This window comes from Pantoea sp. S61 (genome assembly GCF_016625145.1).
Taxonomy (GTDB): domain Bacteria; phylum Pseudomonadota; class Gammaproteobacteria; order Enterobacterales; family Enterobacteriaceae; genus Pantoea; species Pantoea rwandensis_B.
Genome location: NZ_JACVUO010000005.1, coordinates 203,126 through 219,365, shown reverse-complemented (window position 1 = coordinate 219,365; position 16,240 = coordinate 203,126). Strand labels below are relative to the sequence as shown.

Annotated in this window: 13 protein-coding genes; 10 read left to right on the top strand and 3 right to left on the bottom strand. The window is 55.7% G+C overall.

The window, feature by feature from the left end:
- Positions 1 to 5 precede the first annotated feature (5 nt).
- Positions 6 to 1,124 carry a 23S rRNA (guanine(1835)-N(2))-methyltransferase RlmG gene (gene rlmG / locus IAE30_RS12940; RefSeq protein WP_045814833.1) on the top strand — a complete coding sequence of 373 codons (1,119 nt, stop codon included), beginning with the start codon at positions 6 to 8 and terminating at the stop codon, positions 1,122 to 1,124.
- On the opposite strand, the gene IAE30_RS12935 is transcribed toward rlmG, so the two are convergent.
- Complete coding sequence (locus IAE30_RS12935) at positions 1,125 to 3,128, bottom strand: NADPH-dependent 2,4-dienoyl-CoA reductase (protein ID WP_200679919.1); 2,004 nt, start codon at positions 3,126 to 3,128, stop codon at positions 1,125 to 1,127.
- A 460-nt stretch (positions 3,129 to 3,588) separates the two neighbouring features.
- Between IAE30_RS12935 and idnD the strand changes: the two genes are divergently transcribed.
- The 3 genes from idnD to IAE30_RS12920 all read left to right on the top strand — a co-directional run bounded on the left by idnD (position 3,589) and on the right by IAE30_RS12920 (position 6,793).
- Positions 3,589 to 4,620 (top strand): L-idonate 5-dehydrogenase, encoded by a 1,032-nt coding sequence (gene idnD / locus IAE30_RS12930; protein WP_200679917.1) that lies wholly within the window; start codon positions 3,589 to 3,591, stop codon positions 4,618 to 4,620.
- A gap of 9 nt (positions 4,621 to 4,629) precedes the next feature.
- Positions 4,630 to 5,394, top strand: a complete 765-nt coding sequence (gene idnO / locus IAE30_RS12925) for a gluconate 5-dehydrogenase (RefSeq protein WP_038644549.1) — start codon at positions 4,630 to 4,632, stop codon at positions 5,392 to 5,394.
- A 79-nt stretch (positions 5,395 to 5,473) separates the two neighbouring features.
- On the top strand, positions 5,474 to 6,793 hold the full coding sequence (locus IAE30_RS12920) for a gluconate:H+ symporter (protein ID WP_045831845.1): 1,320 nt from the start codon (positions 5,474 to 5,476) through the stop codon (positions 6,791 to 6,793).
- A 31-nt stretch (positions 6,794 to 6,824) separates the two neighbouring features.
- Here IAE30_RS12920 and IAE30_RS12915 read toward each other — a convergent pair whose 3' ends face one another.
- Positions 6,825 to 7,535, bottom strand: coding sequence for a polyphenol oxidase family protein (locus IAE30_RS12915; RefSeq protein ID WP_045831844.1), 711 nt, complete (start codon positions 7,533 to 7,535; stop codon positions 6,825 to 6,827).
- 109 nt (positions 7,536 to 7,644) lie between these two features.
- On the opposite strand from IAE30_RS12915, the gene IAE30_RS12910 reads away from it, so the two are divergent.
- From IAE30_RS12910 to IAE30_RS12895, 4 genes are all read left to right on the top strand, one after another.
- Positions 7,645 to 8,454, top strand: a complete 810-nt coding sequence (locus tag IAE30_RS12910; RefSeq protein ID WP_038644554.1) for a 5'-nucleotidase, lipoprotein e(P4) family — start codon at positions 7,645 to 7,647, stop codon at positions 8,452 to 8,454.
- A 581-nt stretch (positions 8,455 to 9,035) separates the two neighbouring features.
- A complete protein-coding gene (locus IAE30_RS12905; protein ID WP_200679980.1) occupies positions 9,036 to 9,677 on the top strand; it encodes a carbonic anhydrase in 642 nt (213 codons plus the stop codon).
- Positions 9,674 to 11,149: a SulP family inorganic anion transporter gene (locus IAE30_RS12900; protein WP_045814827.1), complete on the top strand. Its 1,476-nt coding sequence runs from the start codon at positions 9,674 to 9,676 to the stop codon at positions 11,147 to 11,149. The genes IAE30_RS12905 and IAE30_RS12900 overlap by 4 nt, the downstream gene beginning before the upstream one ends.
- Positions 11,150 to 11,443: 294 nt before the next feature.
- The gene (locus IAE30_RS12895) at positions 11,444 to 12,868 is read left to right on the top strand and encodes a GGDEF domain-containing protein (protein ID WP_200679915.1); all 1,425 of its coding nucleotides are present in this window, start codon (positions 11,444 to 11,446) and stop codon (positions 12,866 to 12,868) included.
- A gap of 168 nt (positions 12,869 to 13,036) precedes the next feature.
- On the opposite strand, the gene ddlA is transcribed toward IAE30_RS12895, so the two are convergent.
- On the bottom strand, positions 13,037 to 14,131 hold the full coding sequence (gene ddlA / locus IAE30_RS12890; protein ID WP_200679913.1) for a D-alanine--D-alanine ligase: 1,095 nt from the start codon (positions 14,129 to 14,131) through the stop codon (positions 13,037 to 13,039).
- A 142-nt stretch (positions 14,132 to 14,273) separates the two neighbouring features.
- Between ddlA and IAE30_RS12885 the strand changes: the two genes are divergently transcribed.
- Together IAE30_RS12885 and IAE30_RS12880 are read left to right on the top strand one after the other, a co-directional pair.
- Entirely contained in the window at positions 14,274 to 15,017 is a 744-nt protein-coding gene (locus IAE30_RS12885) for an HAD-IIB family hydrolase (RefSeq protein ID WP_038644562.1), read from the top strand.
- Positions 15,018 to 15,322: 305 nt separating this feature from the next.
- Positions 15,323 to 16,027, top strand: a complete 705-nt coding sequence (locus tag IAE30_RS12880; protein WP_038649854.1) for an MgtC/SapB family protein — start codon at positions 15,323 to 15,325, stop codon at positions 16,025 to 16,027.
- Positions 16,028 to 16,240: the final 213 nt, after the last annotated feature.

Sequence of the window (16,240 nt, the reverse complement as noted above, 5' to 3'; positions counted from 1 at the left end):
ATTCCATGAGCCAACTTGAACTGACCAATCGCACGCTGACCTTGCAGCGCTTCCCGCCGATGCGTGAAGAAAGCCCGTTACAGGCGTGGGATTCCGCCGATGAATATCTGTTGCAGCAAGAACTGCCAGAAGGACCGGTGCTGGTGTTCAACGACAGCTTTGGTGCGTTGACCTGCGGACTGAACGGCCGTGAAGTGTGGCACGTCAGCGACTCGCTGCTGAGCGAGCAGGCGGCGAAACAGAATCTGCGTCTTAATGAGATGGACGAGGATCAGGTGCACTTTATCGATAGCCTGGCGCCGCTGCCTGCTGCGCCTGCTGTTGTACTGATTAAAATCCCGAAAGCGCTGGCTCTGCTGGAGCATCAACTGCGCGCACTGCGTAAAGTAGTGACGGCTGACACGCTGATCCTCGGCGCGGCCAAAGCCAAAGACATCCACAACTCCACGCAGCAACTGTTCGATCGCATCCTCGGTGAGAGCAAAACGTCCCTGGCGTGGAAAAAATCCCGTCTGATCTACTGCACATACAGCGCACCTCAGCTGCCAGAAGTGTCGGAAACCACGGTGTGGCCGCTGGACGATTCCTCTTACCAGATTCACAACCACGCCAACGTGTTCTCTCGCGGATCGCTGGACGTGGGTGCGCGTTTCTTTATGCAGCATCTGCCGTCAGATATTGAAGGGGAAATCCTCGATCTTGGCTGCGGCAACGGCGTGATTGGTCTATTGGCGCTGGAACAGAACCCGCAGGCGGACGTGCTGTTCTATGACGAATCTTACATGGCCGTGGCGTCCAGCAAGCTGAACGTGGAAGTGAACCGTCCGCAGGATCTGGCGCGCTGCCAGTTCCGCGTCAACAATGTGCTGAGTGGCTTCCCGTCGGATCGTCTGCACGCGGTACTGTGCAATCCACCGTTCCATCAGCAGCACGCGGTGACCGATCATCTCGCCTGGCAAATGCTGCGTGATGCCAAACGTTGCCTGCAGTATGGCGGCGAGTTGCGCATTGTCGGCAACCGCCACCTCGGTTATCACGTCAAAATGAAAAAGCTGTTTGGCAACTGTGAGCTGGTGGCGTCTAACGCCAAGTTCGTGGTGCTGCGTTCGGTCAAACTGCGTTAATCAGACGCTGAGCGCCAGCTCAGTGGCCTGAGCGGTGGCGCGGCGAGCATCCAGCTCCTGCGCCACATCGGCTCCGCCAATCAGCTTTACCGCTTTACCGCGTGCGGCCAGCTCATCCGCCAGCTGACGCAATGGTTCCTGCCCGGCACAAATCACCACGTTATCCACCGCCAGCGTGATCGGCTCGCCCTGATGGCGCAGGTGCAATCCGGCATCATCAATCTTCAGATACTCGACGTCGCCCCACATCTGCACGCCGTGTGCCTGCAAACTGGCGCGATGGATCCAGCCGGTGGTTTTTGCCAGCCCGGCTCCAGGCTTGCCGGATTTACGCTGCAACAGCCAGATTTGCCGATCCGCTGCCAGCGGCTGCGGGCGCACTAACCCGCCGCGCGCCTGTAAGCTCTGATCGATGCCCCAGCTCTGATAGAAATCTTCGTGGGCGTTTTGATGCAGCAAAAACTCGGCGGTGTCAAAGCCAATGCCGCCTGCGCCGATAATCGCCACGCGCTGGCCGACCGGCTTTTTATCGCGAATTACATCGAGATAGCTGAGCACGCTGGCATGGTCGATGCCGGGAATCGACAACTGACGCGGCGCAATACCGCTGGCGATCACCACTTCATCCACATTTTCCAGCTCGTCAGCGCTAACGCGATGCTCGGTGCGAATCGCCACGCCCTGTGCCTCCAGCTGATGGCGGAAGTAGCGCAGCGTCTCGCTAAACTCCTCCTTACCGGGAATCTGACGCGCAATATTAAACTGGCCGCCAATCTGTGCGTCCGCTTCATACAGCGTAACCTGATGCCCGCGCTCGGCCGCCTGAAGCGCGAACGCCATGCCCGCCGGGCCAGCACCGACCACCGCAATCTGTTTAGGCTGCTCAGCAGGGATCACCGGCATCAGGGTTTCGTGGCAGGCGCGGGGATTGACCAGACAGGAAGTGACTTTGCCGACAAAGATCTGATCGAGACAGGCCTGATTGCAGGCGATGCAGGTGTTGATGGCATCCGGCTGCCCGGCCTGCGCTTTGCGCACAAAGGCCGCATCGGCAAGAAACGGACGTGCCATCGACACCATATCGGCAATGCCATCGCGCAGCAGCGATTCTGCCACCTGCGGATGATTGATACGGTTAGTGGCAATAACGGGGACGGACACCGCCTCACGCAGATGCTGCGTTACCCACGCAAAACCGGCACGCGGTACGCAAGTGGCGATAGTCGGGATGCGCGCTTCGTGCCAGCCAATACCGCTGTTGAACAGCGTCACACCGCGCCGTTCCAGCGCCTTTGCCAGCGTCAGCGTCTCTTCCAGTGAGCTGCCGTTGTTCACCAAATCGAGCATCGACAGACGGAAGATGATAATAAATTCTGGGCCGACCGCTTCCCGTACCGCCTGCGTAACCTCCAGCGCAAAGCGACGACGGCGCTGCACATCGCCGCCCCATTCATCGTCGCGGTGATTGGTGTGTGCTACCAGGAACTGATTAATCAGATAGCCTTCGGAGCCCATGATCTCGACGCCGTCATAACCGGCCTGCTGGGCCAACCTGGCGCACTGGGCAAAGTCCGCAATGGTCTGACGAATCTCGCCATCGCTCAGTGCGCGCGGCGTGAACGGGTTAATCGGTGCCTGCAACGCTGAAGGCGCAACCAAATCGCGTTGATAGCTGTAGCGCCCGGCATGCAGAATTTGCAGCGCGATTTTGCCGCCTTCTGCATGCACCGCATCGGTCAGGGTGCGATGCCAGTCGCACTGGCTTTCTTGGTTGAGGATGGCGCCGCCGTGTGCCACCACGCCCTGTGGATTGGGTGCGATGCCGCCGGTCACAATCAGTGCCACGCCTCCCCGCGCGCGTTCCGCATAAAACGCTGCTAATCGTGTGGCGCCATCAGTATGTTCTTCCAGCCCGGTGTGCATGGAGCCCATCAGAAAACGATTCTTTAATTGGGTAAATCTCAGATCCAGCGGGGCAAACAGGTGGGCGTAATGCTCAGTCATGAACACAGTCTCAGAAAGTGGTCGGATGAGTTAACTCTAGCGGGAATTGGTTGGGATGGAAGTTCGTGTTGTTCAGGCTGTGAGAAACCTCAAAAAAAGCAGGGCGACAGGTCGCAGGCGAAAGGTTCGGACTCCTTCGCCCGGCACGGGAAGAGACCTGTGCACCCTGAAACAGCTTGAAGATGAGGGCTAATGATTTAGCTCTATAGTTATAACTCCTGTCAGACTCAATCCCGGGTGAGGGTGCGGCGATAATGACATAGCTCACTGTGGTTGATCCCCAAGACGGGTCTTGATTTTCCCCAGCAAACAGTGATCCCGCTTCCATCTTCTGTACGAGCAGTTCACGTTCCAGGTAACAGCTATTTCGTAACATGATTTAGAGTGATCTGGTTCACAGTTTTCAGCCCCTGATCCCGCTTTGATAGCCCCCATTGCAACAGCAACAAATGGGGAAACCATGAATATCGAAACGCAATCCTGCGTGATTACCGGGAAAAAACAGGTCAGCGTCGCACCGCAACAGGTGAATTGGGACGGCACAGGCACGCTGGTGCGTATTACGCGCGGCGGCATTTGTGGATCTGACCTGCATTACTATCAGGAAGGCAAAGTCGGTAGCTTCGAAGTCAAAATGCCGATGATCCTGGGCCATGAAGTGATTGGCCATGTGGTGGAAAGTGATAACCCGGACCTGAAACCGAATCAGAAAGTGGCGGTCAATCCCTCCAAACCGTGCGGCGAGTGCAAATATTGCCAGCGCGATCAGGAAAACCAGTGCACCTCCATGCGCTTCTTCGGCAGTGCCATGTATGTGCCGCATGTCGACGGCGGTTTCACCCAATACAAAGTGGTGGACAGCAAACAGTGCGTGCCTTTCCCACAGGATGCGGATGAAACCGTGATGGTGTTTGCCGAGCCGCTGGCGGTGTGCATTCACGCCACGCATCAGGCGGGCGATCTTACCGGCAAGCACGTGTTCATTTCCGGCGTCGGTCCGATTGGCTGCTTAATTGCGGCAGCAGCGAAAGCGCGCGGTGCCGCCTCTGTGGTGTGCAGCGACATCAGCGAGCATTCGCTGGAGATGGCGCAGCAGATGGGTGCGACCGATGTGATCCATGCCGCCGAGGGCGATTTCACGCCTTATCTGGCCGACAAAGGCTATTTCGATGTGGCGTTTGAAGCTTCTGGCCATCCTTCCTCGCTGCAGCGCTGCCTTGATGTGGTGTGCGCCAAAGGGACGCTGGTGCAGGTCGGCATGGGTGGCACTATCCCGAACTTCCCGATCATGGCGCTGATTGCCAAAGAGATTCAGCTGGTCGGTTCCTTCCGCTTTACCCATGAATTCAACACCGCCGTTGAGTGGCTGGCGAACGGTGTGATCAATCCGCTGCCGCTGTTCAGCGGTGAATACGATTTGCAGGACATCGACGCGGCCTTGCAGTTTGCCGGCGATAAAACCCGTGCGGCGAAAGTCCAGTTAACCTTTTAAGGAGCAGTGATGAGTCAGTTATTTTCCCTCGAAGGCAAGCGAGTATTACTCACCGGATCGGCGCGCGGCATTGGTTTTCTGCTGGCGCGGGGTTTAGGTGAAGCCGGTGCGGAAGTGATCGTCAACGCCACCACGGAGCAGGGTGCAGAGCAGGGCGCGGCGAAACTGCGTGAGTTGGGTTTACGTGCCCACGCTAAAGCCTTTGATGTGACGCAGTCTGCGCAGGTGCAGCAGGCGGTGGATGAGATCGAAGCCGAGTGGGGACCGATTGATATTCTGGTCAATAACGCCGGGATCCAGCGCCGCCGTCCGTTCCTCGAATTCCCGGAACAGGACTGGAATGATGTGATTGCCGTTAACCAGACGGCAGTGTTCCTGGTGTCACAAACCGTGGCGAAAAAAATGGTCGATCGTCAGCGCGGTAAGATCATCAACATTGGTTCAATGCAGAGTGAGCTGGGCCGCGACACCATTACGCCTTATGCCGCTTCTAAAGGCGCCGTCACCATGCTGACGCGCGGTATGTGCGTCGAGCTGGCGCGCCATAACATCCAGGTGAACGCCATCGCTCCAGGCTATTTCGTCACTGAAATGACTCAGGCGCTGGCCGACGATCCGGCCTTTACCGGTTGGCTCACCAAACGCACGCCAGCGGCGCGCTGGGGTAAACCGGAAGAGCTGATCGGTGCTGCGGTGTTCCTCGCCTCGGGCGCGTCTGATTTCGTCAATGGTCACTTGCTGTTTGTTGATGGCGGTATGCGCGTCGCCGTGTAATGCCATGGTGCGGCTGGCATTTTCGCCGGGCCGCGCCTAAACCTTAATCACCCCTCTGTATTCCTAAGGATAATAAAAAATGCCAATAACCATTATTGTGCTGGGTGTGATACTGCTGCTGGTATTGATGATTGTATTTAAGGTCAACGGCTTTATTGCGTTGGTGTTTGTCTCGGCGGTGGTGGGTATCGCTGAAGGGATGACGCCGCTCAACGTGATGGCCTCGATCCAGAAAGGTATCGGCTCGACGCTCGGTGGATTAGCGATGATCCTCGGCTTCGGTGCCATGCTCGGGCGATTAGTCTCGGATACCGGTGCGGCACAACGCGTGGCGACCACGCTGATTGCCGCCTTTGGGAAAGAGCGGCTGCAATGGGCGCTGGTGGTCACCGGTCTGATCGTCGGTCTGGCGATGTTCTATGAAGTGGGCTTCGTGCTGCTGCTGCCGCTGGTGTTCACCATCGTCGCTGCGGCCGGTTTGCCGCTGCTGTACGTCGGCGTGCCGATGGTGGCTGCACTCTCGGTGACGCACTGCTTCCTGCCGCCGCATCCCGGTCCAACCGCGATTGCCACCATCTTTGGCGCTAACCTCGGCACCACGCTGCTGTACGGTATGATCATCACCATTCCGACAGTGATCGTGGCCGGGCCGATCTTCTCGAAATTCCTCAAGAGCTTTGAGAAGTCACCGCCGGAAGGCTTGTACAACCCGAAGATCTTCACTGAAGAAGAGATGCCAGGTTTCGGTATCAGTATCTTTGCCGCCATCATCCCGGTGGTGCTGATGGCGATTGCGGCGGTGTTTGAGCTGACCACGCCCAAAGAAAACCCGCTGCGCCAGTTCTTTGAGTTCATTGGTAACCCGGCAGTGGCGCTGTTTATCGCCGTGGTGATCGCTGTACTGACGTTGGGTCTGCGCAACGGCCGCAAGATGGAAGAAGTGATGGATATGTGCGGCGAGTCGATTGCCGCTATCGCCATGATCGTCTTCATCATTGCCGGTGGTGGTGCGTTTAAGCAGGTGCTGGTGGACAGCGGCGTCGGCAACTATATCGCCGACATGATGAAAGGATCGTCGCTCTCTCCACTGCTGATGTGCTGGACGGTGGCAGCGATGCTGCGTATCGCGCTGGGATCGGCCACGGTGGCGGCGATCACCACCGCCGGGATCGTCACGCCAATTATCGCGGTGACCCATGCCGACCCAGCACTGATGGTGCTGGCAGTGGGATCGGGCAGCGTGATCGCCTCACACGTTAACGATCCGGGCTTCTGGCTGTTTAAGGGGTACTTCAATCTGAGCGTGGTGGAAACCCTGAAAACCTGGACGGTGATGGAGACGCTGATCTCCATTCTCGGTCTGGCCGGTGTGCTGGCACTTAACGCCATCATTCACTGATGCAACGGGCTGCACAGGGACGTGCAGCCACTCAGTCGCGACAGCGAATCCACGAAAATCGCGATTGATAGCCGCTGTCAAAATGGGTGTTGTAGCGATAGCTCGATCCCGACTCCGCCATGCAATAAGTGCAGACGTTTAACACTTCGATTTGTTCAGCCGGAATGCCGCGCTGTAACAACAACCCTCGCGCCAGATGCGGCAAATCAAACCACACGCCCTGATGATGCGCCCGCGCCTGCGGACGGATCGCCGCGCTATTGTGCGGTTGCTCGCTTGCCCACTGCAACGCAGGCAAATCTGCGCGTTGCTGCATCTGAGACACTAAATCTTTGCCCAGCTCATAACAGCACGGACCGATGGCCGGGCCGATGGCGACATGCAGCGTTTCAGTGCGGGCACCGCGCGCCAGCAGCGCATCAATCGCACTGTTAAGGATTCCGCTTAAGGTGCCTTTCAAACCCGCATGCACCGCCGCAACCTGATGTTGCTGAGTGTCGGCAAACAGCACCGGTAAGCAGTCTGCGGTATACACCGCCACCGGCAGCTGGTTTTCCCCAATCACGCCATCGGATTCGCAGCTTTTCGGCGGCAGATTTTGTGTTGCCAGTACCACCTGGGCGCTATGGCGCTGCTGGCCATAGGCGGCATCCGTGGGCACCGGTTGGCCCGCAGGCTGGAAGGCATAATCGAGCCACGGCAGAGCATCAAGCAGCGTTGAACGCGGTCCGGCATGTGACATAAGTGTCTCCTTTGACAGGGCGGCAGCTTTCTTCTGCTCACAGCTTACGTTAACTGCTACATTTTTAAAGCTTTACACAAACTGACCATAATCACTTAAGGATGATCTGATGAAAAACACCTCTTTGCTGGCAGCGTCCGGCATTCTTGCGCTGCTGCTGACAGGATGCGCGCAACCGGCCAAACAGCAGGCGCAGCAGCAGCTTGGCCAGCAATCGGTATTGGCAGTGAACTGGTTCCAGCAGTCCGGTGAGTATCAGGCATTAAGCTGGCAGGCATTTAACACTGCGCGTATGGCGTTTGATGCCGCGCCATCGCTGACGGGCAAACCGAAGGCGGTGATCGTCGATCTTGATGAAACCATGATCGATAACAGTGCCTATAGCGCATGGCAGGCGAAAAATGGCCAGCCGTTCTCTGGCAAAACCTGGTCAGCCTGGACTCAGGCGCGTCAGGCCACCGCCGTGCCGGGCGCGGTGGAGTTCGCGAACTACGTCAACAGCCACGGCGGCACCATGTTCTATGTCTCGAACCGCGACCAGAAGGATTACGCCGCCACGGTGGATAACCTCAATAAGCTGGGCTTCAGCGGCGTGAGCGACAAAACCGTGCGTCTCAGCACCGGAAACTCCAATAAGCAGGCGCGCTTCGATGCGATTAAAAATGCGGGCTACAACGTGGTGCTGTACGTGGGCGATAACCTGAATGACTTTGGCGGCGCGACCTGGCATCAGGGCAATGCGCAGCGCCAGCAGTTCGTTAGCCTCAATCATCAGCACTTTGGTACGCAATTTATCGTGCTGCCTAACCCGCTGTACGGCGACTGGGAAAGCGGCATGGCGGAGAACTACAACAAACTGACGCCGGAACAGCAGCTTCAGGTGCGTGAAGAGCGTATGAAAGCGTGGAACGGTAAATAATTCGTCAAGCGAATTAGCGCCTGTTTCGGCAGGCGCTTCATTCTTCGCTTCAGGGCCAGCAATATTTACTTTTCATCGTCATTATTATTCTCCTTATTATTTTCCTGATCTCTTGCCGGATAATAGATTAATCTCCAGTGGAAAATGTCGAGAACAAATCATTAACCCAGCGAATAACGCTAATCATCAATTTTATAATTAAGATTTTTCTCAGTCCTGCATCCTTAATTCACCATACTAGTGCAAAGGCTTATTAACAGTGCTTGTATATTTTTGTTGATTCATCTGAGATGAAAATTTTATTTTATTATTTAATAAATTGATTTTAATGAGATGTATTTGATTTTATCTATTCTCTCTGGCTTGCATTAAATTACGTTGAATCGACACTTCCTGACGTTTGTTTTACAAAGTATGTGAATTCTTGATGCGTAAAAATATTCTCTATGCAACATCATGCTTAAGCGTCTATAAACAATTTCTGTGAGGAAGCTCTGCTTTCACCCTCCTTTTAACGTCGTGCTGGCGTTTTAATGCCCGTGACTTTGCCTGAAAGCGATATTTCTGGACGTAGAGAGAAGATAATTGTGACGACACTTAAACCCTTATTAGCGAAAAATCGCAGCTGGGCATTACAGCGCCGCGAGCGTAATCCCGATTATTTCGAACAATATTTGCATCAGCAGAAACCCCATTCGCTGTGGATTGGTTGTTCGGACAGCCGCGTGCCTGCCGAGGTGCTGACCGGCTCGCATCCCGGCGAACTGTTCGTGCATCGCAATATCGCCAATATGGTGGTGCCCGATGACGACAACCTGATGAGCGTGCTGCAATACGCCATTTTCTACCTCGGCGTGGAGCGCATTGTCCTGTGCGGCCACTACGGTTGCGGTGGCGTGCAGGCCGCGCTGGGTTTGCCCGCCAGCCCGCTGGCAAAAGAGAATTCGGCGCTGGCAAGACGCATCGCCGCGTTGCGCAGTGGCCTGCAACAAGGATTGGTGGAATATCACGCCAGCCGCGCCGGAGAAGAGGAGAGCAACAAGCTCAACCGTTTAGTGGAAGCCAACGTCATCGCCCAGTTCGCTCATCTGGTGGCATGCGAGCCAGTGCGACAGGCCTGGCAGGCGGGACAGACGCTGGATGTGTTTGGCTGCGTGTATGACCTGCAGTCGGGTCATCTCAAAGAGCTTACTCAGCAATCTGCAGAGGAATGGGCGCCATGAATCTGAATACGCTGCGTCAGGATATTCCTGCCGGGTTGGTGGTGTTTTTGGTGGCACTGCCGCTGTGTCTCGGTATCGCTCAGGCCAGCGGGTTACCGCCGTTTGCCGGGTTGCTTACCGGGGTGATCGGTGGCCTGCTGGTGACGTCGCTCAGCCCCTCGCGCTTTGCCGTCAGCGGCCCGGCTGCGGGTTTGGTGACCATTGTGGTGGCCTCAATCCAGACGCTCGGCAGCTTCTCCGCTTTCCTCACCGCGCTGATTCTGGCGGGCGTGTTGCAGTGCTTGCTCGGATTATTGCGTGCCGGGCGCTTTATCTCGCTGGTGCCGGGCAGCGTCATCAAAGGGATGCTGGCGGCAATCGGTATTTTGCTGATTATGCAGCAGATCCCGGTGGCTTTCGGCGCCGCAGGTGATGCTGAACTGGTGTCGCTGGTAAATGGTGAGTTTCAGTTTTCGCTGAGTGCGATGCTGGTCGCGGGCATCGGTCTGGTGATTCTCTGGCTGTGGACCACGCCGATGGTGAAATCGGTCAAGCTGCTTGGCTGGATCCCGGGGCCGCTGGTGGCCGTGTTGTTCGGCTGCATGGCGACAGTGTTTGGCGACCGCCTGTTCCCAAGCCTGGCGGAAGGGCTGCCGCGTATCGCGTTGCCGGCCTTTGACAGCCTGTCAGCACTGGTGGCTGAACTGGAAACCCCGGACTGGCTGGCGTGGCAAAATCCTTCTGTCTGGGTGGTTGCCGTCACCCTGGCGCTGGTCGCGAGCCTGGAAACGCTGCTGAGTCAGGAGGCGCTAAAAAAACTGCGTCCGCAGCATCCGGCACCTTCGCCAAACAAAGAGATGTTCGCACAAGGCATCGGCAACCTGACCGCGGGTTTTCTCGGTGCGATGCCGATTACTGCGGTGATCGTGCGCAGCTCGGTGAACGTCAGTGTCGGGGCGCAGACCAAACTGTCGATTCTGATCCACGGCGCGCTGTTGCTGATTTGCGGTCTGTGGTTCAGCGATCTGCTCAATGCCATCCCTTTAGCCAGCCTCGCCGCGGTCTTGCTGTATACCGGCTATAAGCTGGCGACGCCGCGTCTGTTCATTGAACAGTTCCGCATGGGCGCTCAGCAGTATGTGCCATTCCTCGCCACCATCGGCGGGATCATTGTGTTCGGCATGCTGGCGGGGATTGGTATTGGTATCGCCACGCAGATTCTCTATAGCATCTACAAAAGCCACCGCAACGCGCTGCAACTCACGCGCTATGACGATCACTACGTGCTGCGCTTCCAGCAAAATCTCACCTTTATGCACAACCCGAAACTGCAGGGATTGCTGGCGGAGATCCCGGAAAACAGCACGGTGATTGTCGATCACGATAACGCCGAGTACCTCGATCCCGACGTCAAAGCGGTACTGCAGGATTTTGGCGAAAACGCGCGCGATCGTGGCATTCGTCTGAGTCAGTGGCCCGTTGCGGTTAAATAGCAATAACGCTTTGCTGAAAAACTGGTTTTTCTCGTAAAAATCGGATATCTCGGATATCCGATTTTTTTATTTGCAGGGCATAATTGCAGCAGATCTCATCCTTGTTTCTCGGGTTTCAACCCTGCTAGCGCGCTCACATCTCGCCGATGCGGCTCTTTGAGCGCGGCCCAGCCGCAGAGTAGGATGACGAACACTCGCTTAATTGCCGAATCATCGCACAGTTATTTCAGGTTAAATGCTTGCTGATGCCCGTGGGCAGAAGGCAGCGATTTCCAGGTTACAGGGTTCAGACGTATGCGCGTTAAGCTGTTTGCTGAGAATAATTTAAAAAAGAATGCACTCTCGCTGTTCCTGATTACGCTTTTCTTCTGCTTTATCGGCAGTCATCTGCGCATTCCGGAGGAGTTCTCCCTGTTTTGGCCGGTGAACGCGCTGATTGCCGGTTTAATGGTGCGCAACCCCTTCCTGCATACCACGTCCAGCTATTTGGTGTGCTATGTCGCGATGATATTTAACGACACGGTGTTCTCCGGCTGGGCGCTGCCTGCGGTGACCGTGAACTTCGCCAATATCCTGTTTATCCTCGTTTCGGTCAGCATGTTGATCAAACACCTGCAGCCGCCCTCGGCCAACAGCCAGGTGTTCAACGCCATGCGCATCTTCCCGGCCTGTTTCCTGGGTGCCGCAGCCTGTGCCACCTGGGGCGCGTGGGCGCAGGATATCGATTTCAACGCGCGCTTTGTGGTGGCGTGGGGCGACTGGTTTAGCGAGCAGTTCTCGACTTCCCTGATGCTGCTGCCAGTCATGCTGGCGCGTTCATTGCGCAACGTCTCACCGCGCACCTTACTGCATCCCGGCAAACTGTTGCCGCTGGCGGCGGTGGTGCTGTCATTGACCATGGGGGCGATGATTGGCGGGGCAGGTAGCTTAACCTTCCCGGTGCCGGCGCTGATTTGGTGCGCCATCGTGTTACCGATTCCTGTTACAAGTCTGGTGATCCTGATTACCGGTATCACTGAGATCGTTCTCGTTTCCCATGGCGTAATGAATATTCAGGGCGATGATGCACTGCTGCCGATCAGCCATCTCACTTCGGCGCGATTGGGTGTGGCAACCGTGGCACTCAGCCCGCTGCTGGTGGCGGTGAGCATGGATGCGATTCGCCAGCTCAATCATCGTCTGGCGTTGCGGGCGAATTTCGATTTCCTCACCCAGCTGCTGTCGCGTTCCGGCCTGTATGAAAGCCTGAAACAGGAGCCGTTCTCCTTACAGCGCGAAGCGGGCGTAGTGATGCTGGATGTCGACTATTTCAAAGCCATTAACGACAACTTTGGTCACGATGCCGGTGATGGGGTGCTGGAAGAGATTGCGCGCCGCATGCAACGCGTGGTGGGTAATCGCGGCATGGTATGTCGCTTTGGTGGCGAAGAGTTTGTGGTGGTGGTGTTCGATTACAGCCATCTGCAACTTTACCAGCTAGCCGAGGCGATACGTCAGGCGATGTTCAAAGAGAAGTTCTGGATTCAGGGCAACACGGTGACGGTCACCGCCAGTTTAGGGCTGGCGCGCGGCAGTGCGCTGAGTGAACGGGAATGGCCGGGCGTGATTAACCGTCTGGTGTCGGCCGCGGATAAAAATCTCTACCTCTCGAAACGCAATGGCCGTAACCAAACCTCTCCAGCGATGGAACCGCGCAGCATGGTGAATGACGTGGCGTGAAGTGCGTGATGGTCGCCATTAATGACGACCATAGGGTGGCTTGATGCTGGGTTGTACTTTAATGACGACTTCACAATTGCCTGACGCTAATTTGTTTTGATCGCTATCAATGACGAACCGGTTTAACCGTCGCAGAGTGCGCATTGCTGCGCACCTGTAAAATGATGATTAAACGCTGCTTTTCAACTGGCTGCTCTGCTGATGGCGCTGCTGCGCCAGCTCAATCAAGCGCGTAATCAAATCGCTGTAGCTTAATCCTGCCGCCTGCCACAACTTCGGATACATGCTGATATTGGTAAAGCCCGGCAGGGTATTCACCTCGTTCACCACGATCTCGCTGCTCTCGGTCAGGAACACATCGACGCGCGCCATACCGAAGCACTCCAGCGCCAGGAAGGCGCGAATCGCCACGGCACGAATCGCTTCGCTGGCTTCCTCGCTGATGGCTGCGGGGACCACCACTTGTGCACCGTCGGCGCTGATGTATTTGGTGTCGTACGAGTAGAAGGCATCATGCACCACCACTTCGCCACACGGGCTGGCTTCGGGCTCATCATTGCCTAGCACCGCACACTCAATCTCGCGGCCTTTGATGCCTTGCTCGATCAGCACTTTGCGATCGAAGGTAAAGGCCAGATCCAGCGCTGCCGCCAGATCGTCGATATGATCCACTTTGCTCACGCCGACAGACGATCCCTGATTGGCCGGTTTGATAAACAGCGGCAGACCGAACTGATCGACCACGGCTTGCGCATCCAGACGTGCACGCTGTGCCTGCGTCACGCTGATCCACGGCGCGACGTTTAAGCCGGCATCACGCAGCAAACGCTTGGTGAAATCTTTGTCCATGCTCACCGCCGAGCCCAGCACATCCGATCCAACAAACGGCAGGTTCGCCATGCGCAACAAGCCCTGCAGCGATCCATCTTCACCCAGCGTACCGTGCACGATCGGGAAGATCACATCCAGCTGTGACAGCGGCTGCGCCTGCTGACGGGTGATCAACTGCTGCGAGGCACTGCCCGGCACCAGCGCAACATTTTCGCCAGAACGATTCAGGGCAATCAGCGCCGGATTATCGGCATTCAGCAGGAAGCCGGAAGCATCATTCAGATGCCATTCGCCCTGTTTATCGATGCCCAGCAGCACCACCTCGTATTTGCTCTTATCGATGGCTTCGAGGATGTTTTTTGCTGATTGTAACGACACTTCATGCTCGGCCGATTTGCCACCAAACACGATTCCTACACGTTGTTTTGCCATTGGTCTTGATCCGATTGCGGTATAGCGAGTGGGTAAGATAGCACGGTCAGATTCAGCTCAGACAGCCTGAGTTTTACATGGCAATCAGGAGGTGATATTTTCGCCAACGGCTAATGATGGCCAACGAATTAAGGATGATTTAATGGGTATTTACGTATTTGATATTGATGGCACCATCTCAAAAGGTGGCTTAAAAGTGGAGGCCGAACTCTGCCAAAGCCTTGCCAGATTACAGCAACAACATCAGTTAATTTTCGCCTCCGCCAGACCTGTGCGCGATATGCTACCGATGCTTTCTGATGAACTGCATACGGCAACCTTCATTGGCTGCAATGGCGGCATGGCCTATCAGGCGGGTGAAATTAAAACCAGCCATACACTCAATCCCGCGTTTGTGAAGCAGGTCTTGCAACATCTGACCGCTCTGGACATCCCTTATGTGCTGGATGGCGAATGGAGTTTTTCGTTCTCCAGTCGAACGCACCCTTTCCATGAATACATTCGCTCGCTCAGCAGTGAAGAGATCAGCGAACAAGCGTTGATGGAAGAGGGCGTGACGAAAATCCTGATGCTTTCCGATGCACACAAAGCATCAGTATTGGCATTAGTTGAAGCTGAAAATGTCAGTGTACATACCCATCGTAGCGATGGTTTCTACGACATCACACCGCAGGGGAATAATAAACACCGCGCCCTGAGCGAGCTGATTGGCAGCGAGAAATATACCGCGTTTGGCAACGATCAAAATGATTTCATTATGCTTAGCCATGCGGAAGTCGCCGTATTTATCGGCGAGGAAAAGGATTTTCCTCACGCCACGCATTACATCGAAATGGAGGCGATTCCTGAGCTGCTAATGCAGCTTGAGAGCAATGCAACTGCGTAAACATTTGATAAACAGAAGCGCAGTTGGATAGCAATTAACCGGCGCGAGGTTTACAATCGCGCCGAATTTTACCCCAAGAGGATAACTGCATTGGACACCTGTCCCGAACGATTACAAAAGGTCCCTGCGGTAAGATAGCCCTCAACGCTGTCTTAACCGTGCGTTAAGACGGTGGATTTCCTTCCAGAATCTCCCCCTGTTTTTTTGCGTGATGCTGCTGAGTTTCAGCGGTAGCGGCACCGGCTGTAATCCATTTATTACCCCCTGAAGTTCCGCCTGCCTGAAGCAGCGGAGTGAGGTTTATGATGGATTGGAAAATCTTTTTACTGCGCGTCACCGTCGCGCTGGTTCTGGGCGCGCTGATTGGCAGCGAGCGCCAGCTTCGCCAACGTATGACCGGTTTGCGCACTAACGCGCTGGTCAGCACTGGCGCCTGTTTATTTGTTTTGATGACGCAAAGCGTACCCGGCATCGCCACCGATGCCTCACGTGTAGCGGCCTATGTGGTTTCTGGCATCGGCTTTCTCGGCGGTGGGGTGATCATGCGTGATGGTCTCAACGTGCGTGGCCTGAATACTGCCGCAACGCTGTGGTGCACCGCTGCCGTGGGCGTGCTGTGCAGCATGGGATTGCTGCTGGAAGCGACGATAGGTTGCATGGTGATTCTGTGCGCCAACATTCTGCTGCGCGATTTGGCCCAGGGGATTAATCGCCAGAGCCTGGTGCCTGCGGAGGAAGTGGTACAGCATTACAAGGTGCAAATTATCTGTCTGGCACAGGATGAAGTGCAGGTGCGCAGCCTGATGCTGCACAGCCTCGGCGGCAGCGGATTGCGCCTGCAATCATTACACAGCGAGGATATGAATCCGCCGCATCGCATGGAGGTGAATGCGGAAGTGCTGGGGAAACCGAGTATGACGGATCAACTGGAAAGTTTGGTGGGACGGATCAGCCTGGAGAAGGGCGTGAGTTCGGTGCGGTGGCAGGTTTGTGGGTTGGAAGGGGAGTGATGGATCAGGTTTCGACTTCGCGGCCTTCTCAAGTTGAGTGACTCCAAGATTGATGATTTGGGTAAGATGTTAGAAGAGAGTGCTGACAGATGGTGTTGGAAATATTCAATACCATCTGTTGTATTTGATGTAGATGAAGGAAACAACGATCACCCAGGATATGCTGAGGAAGGCTGCGTAATTTGGAATGTAGCGAGAAAAAATGTAGATTCC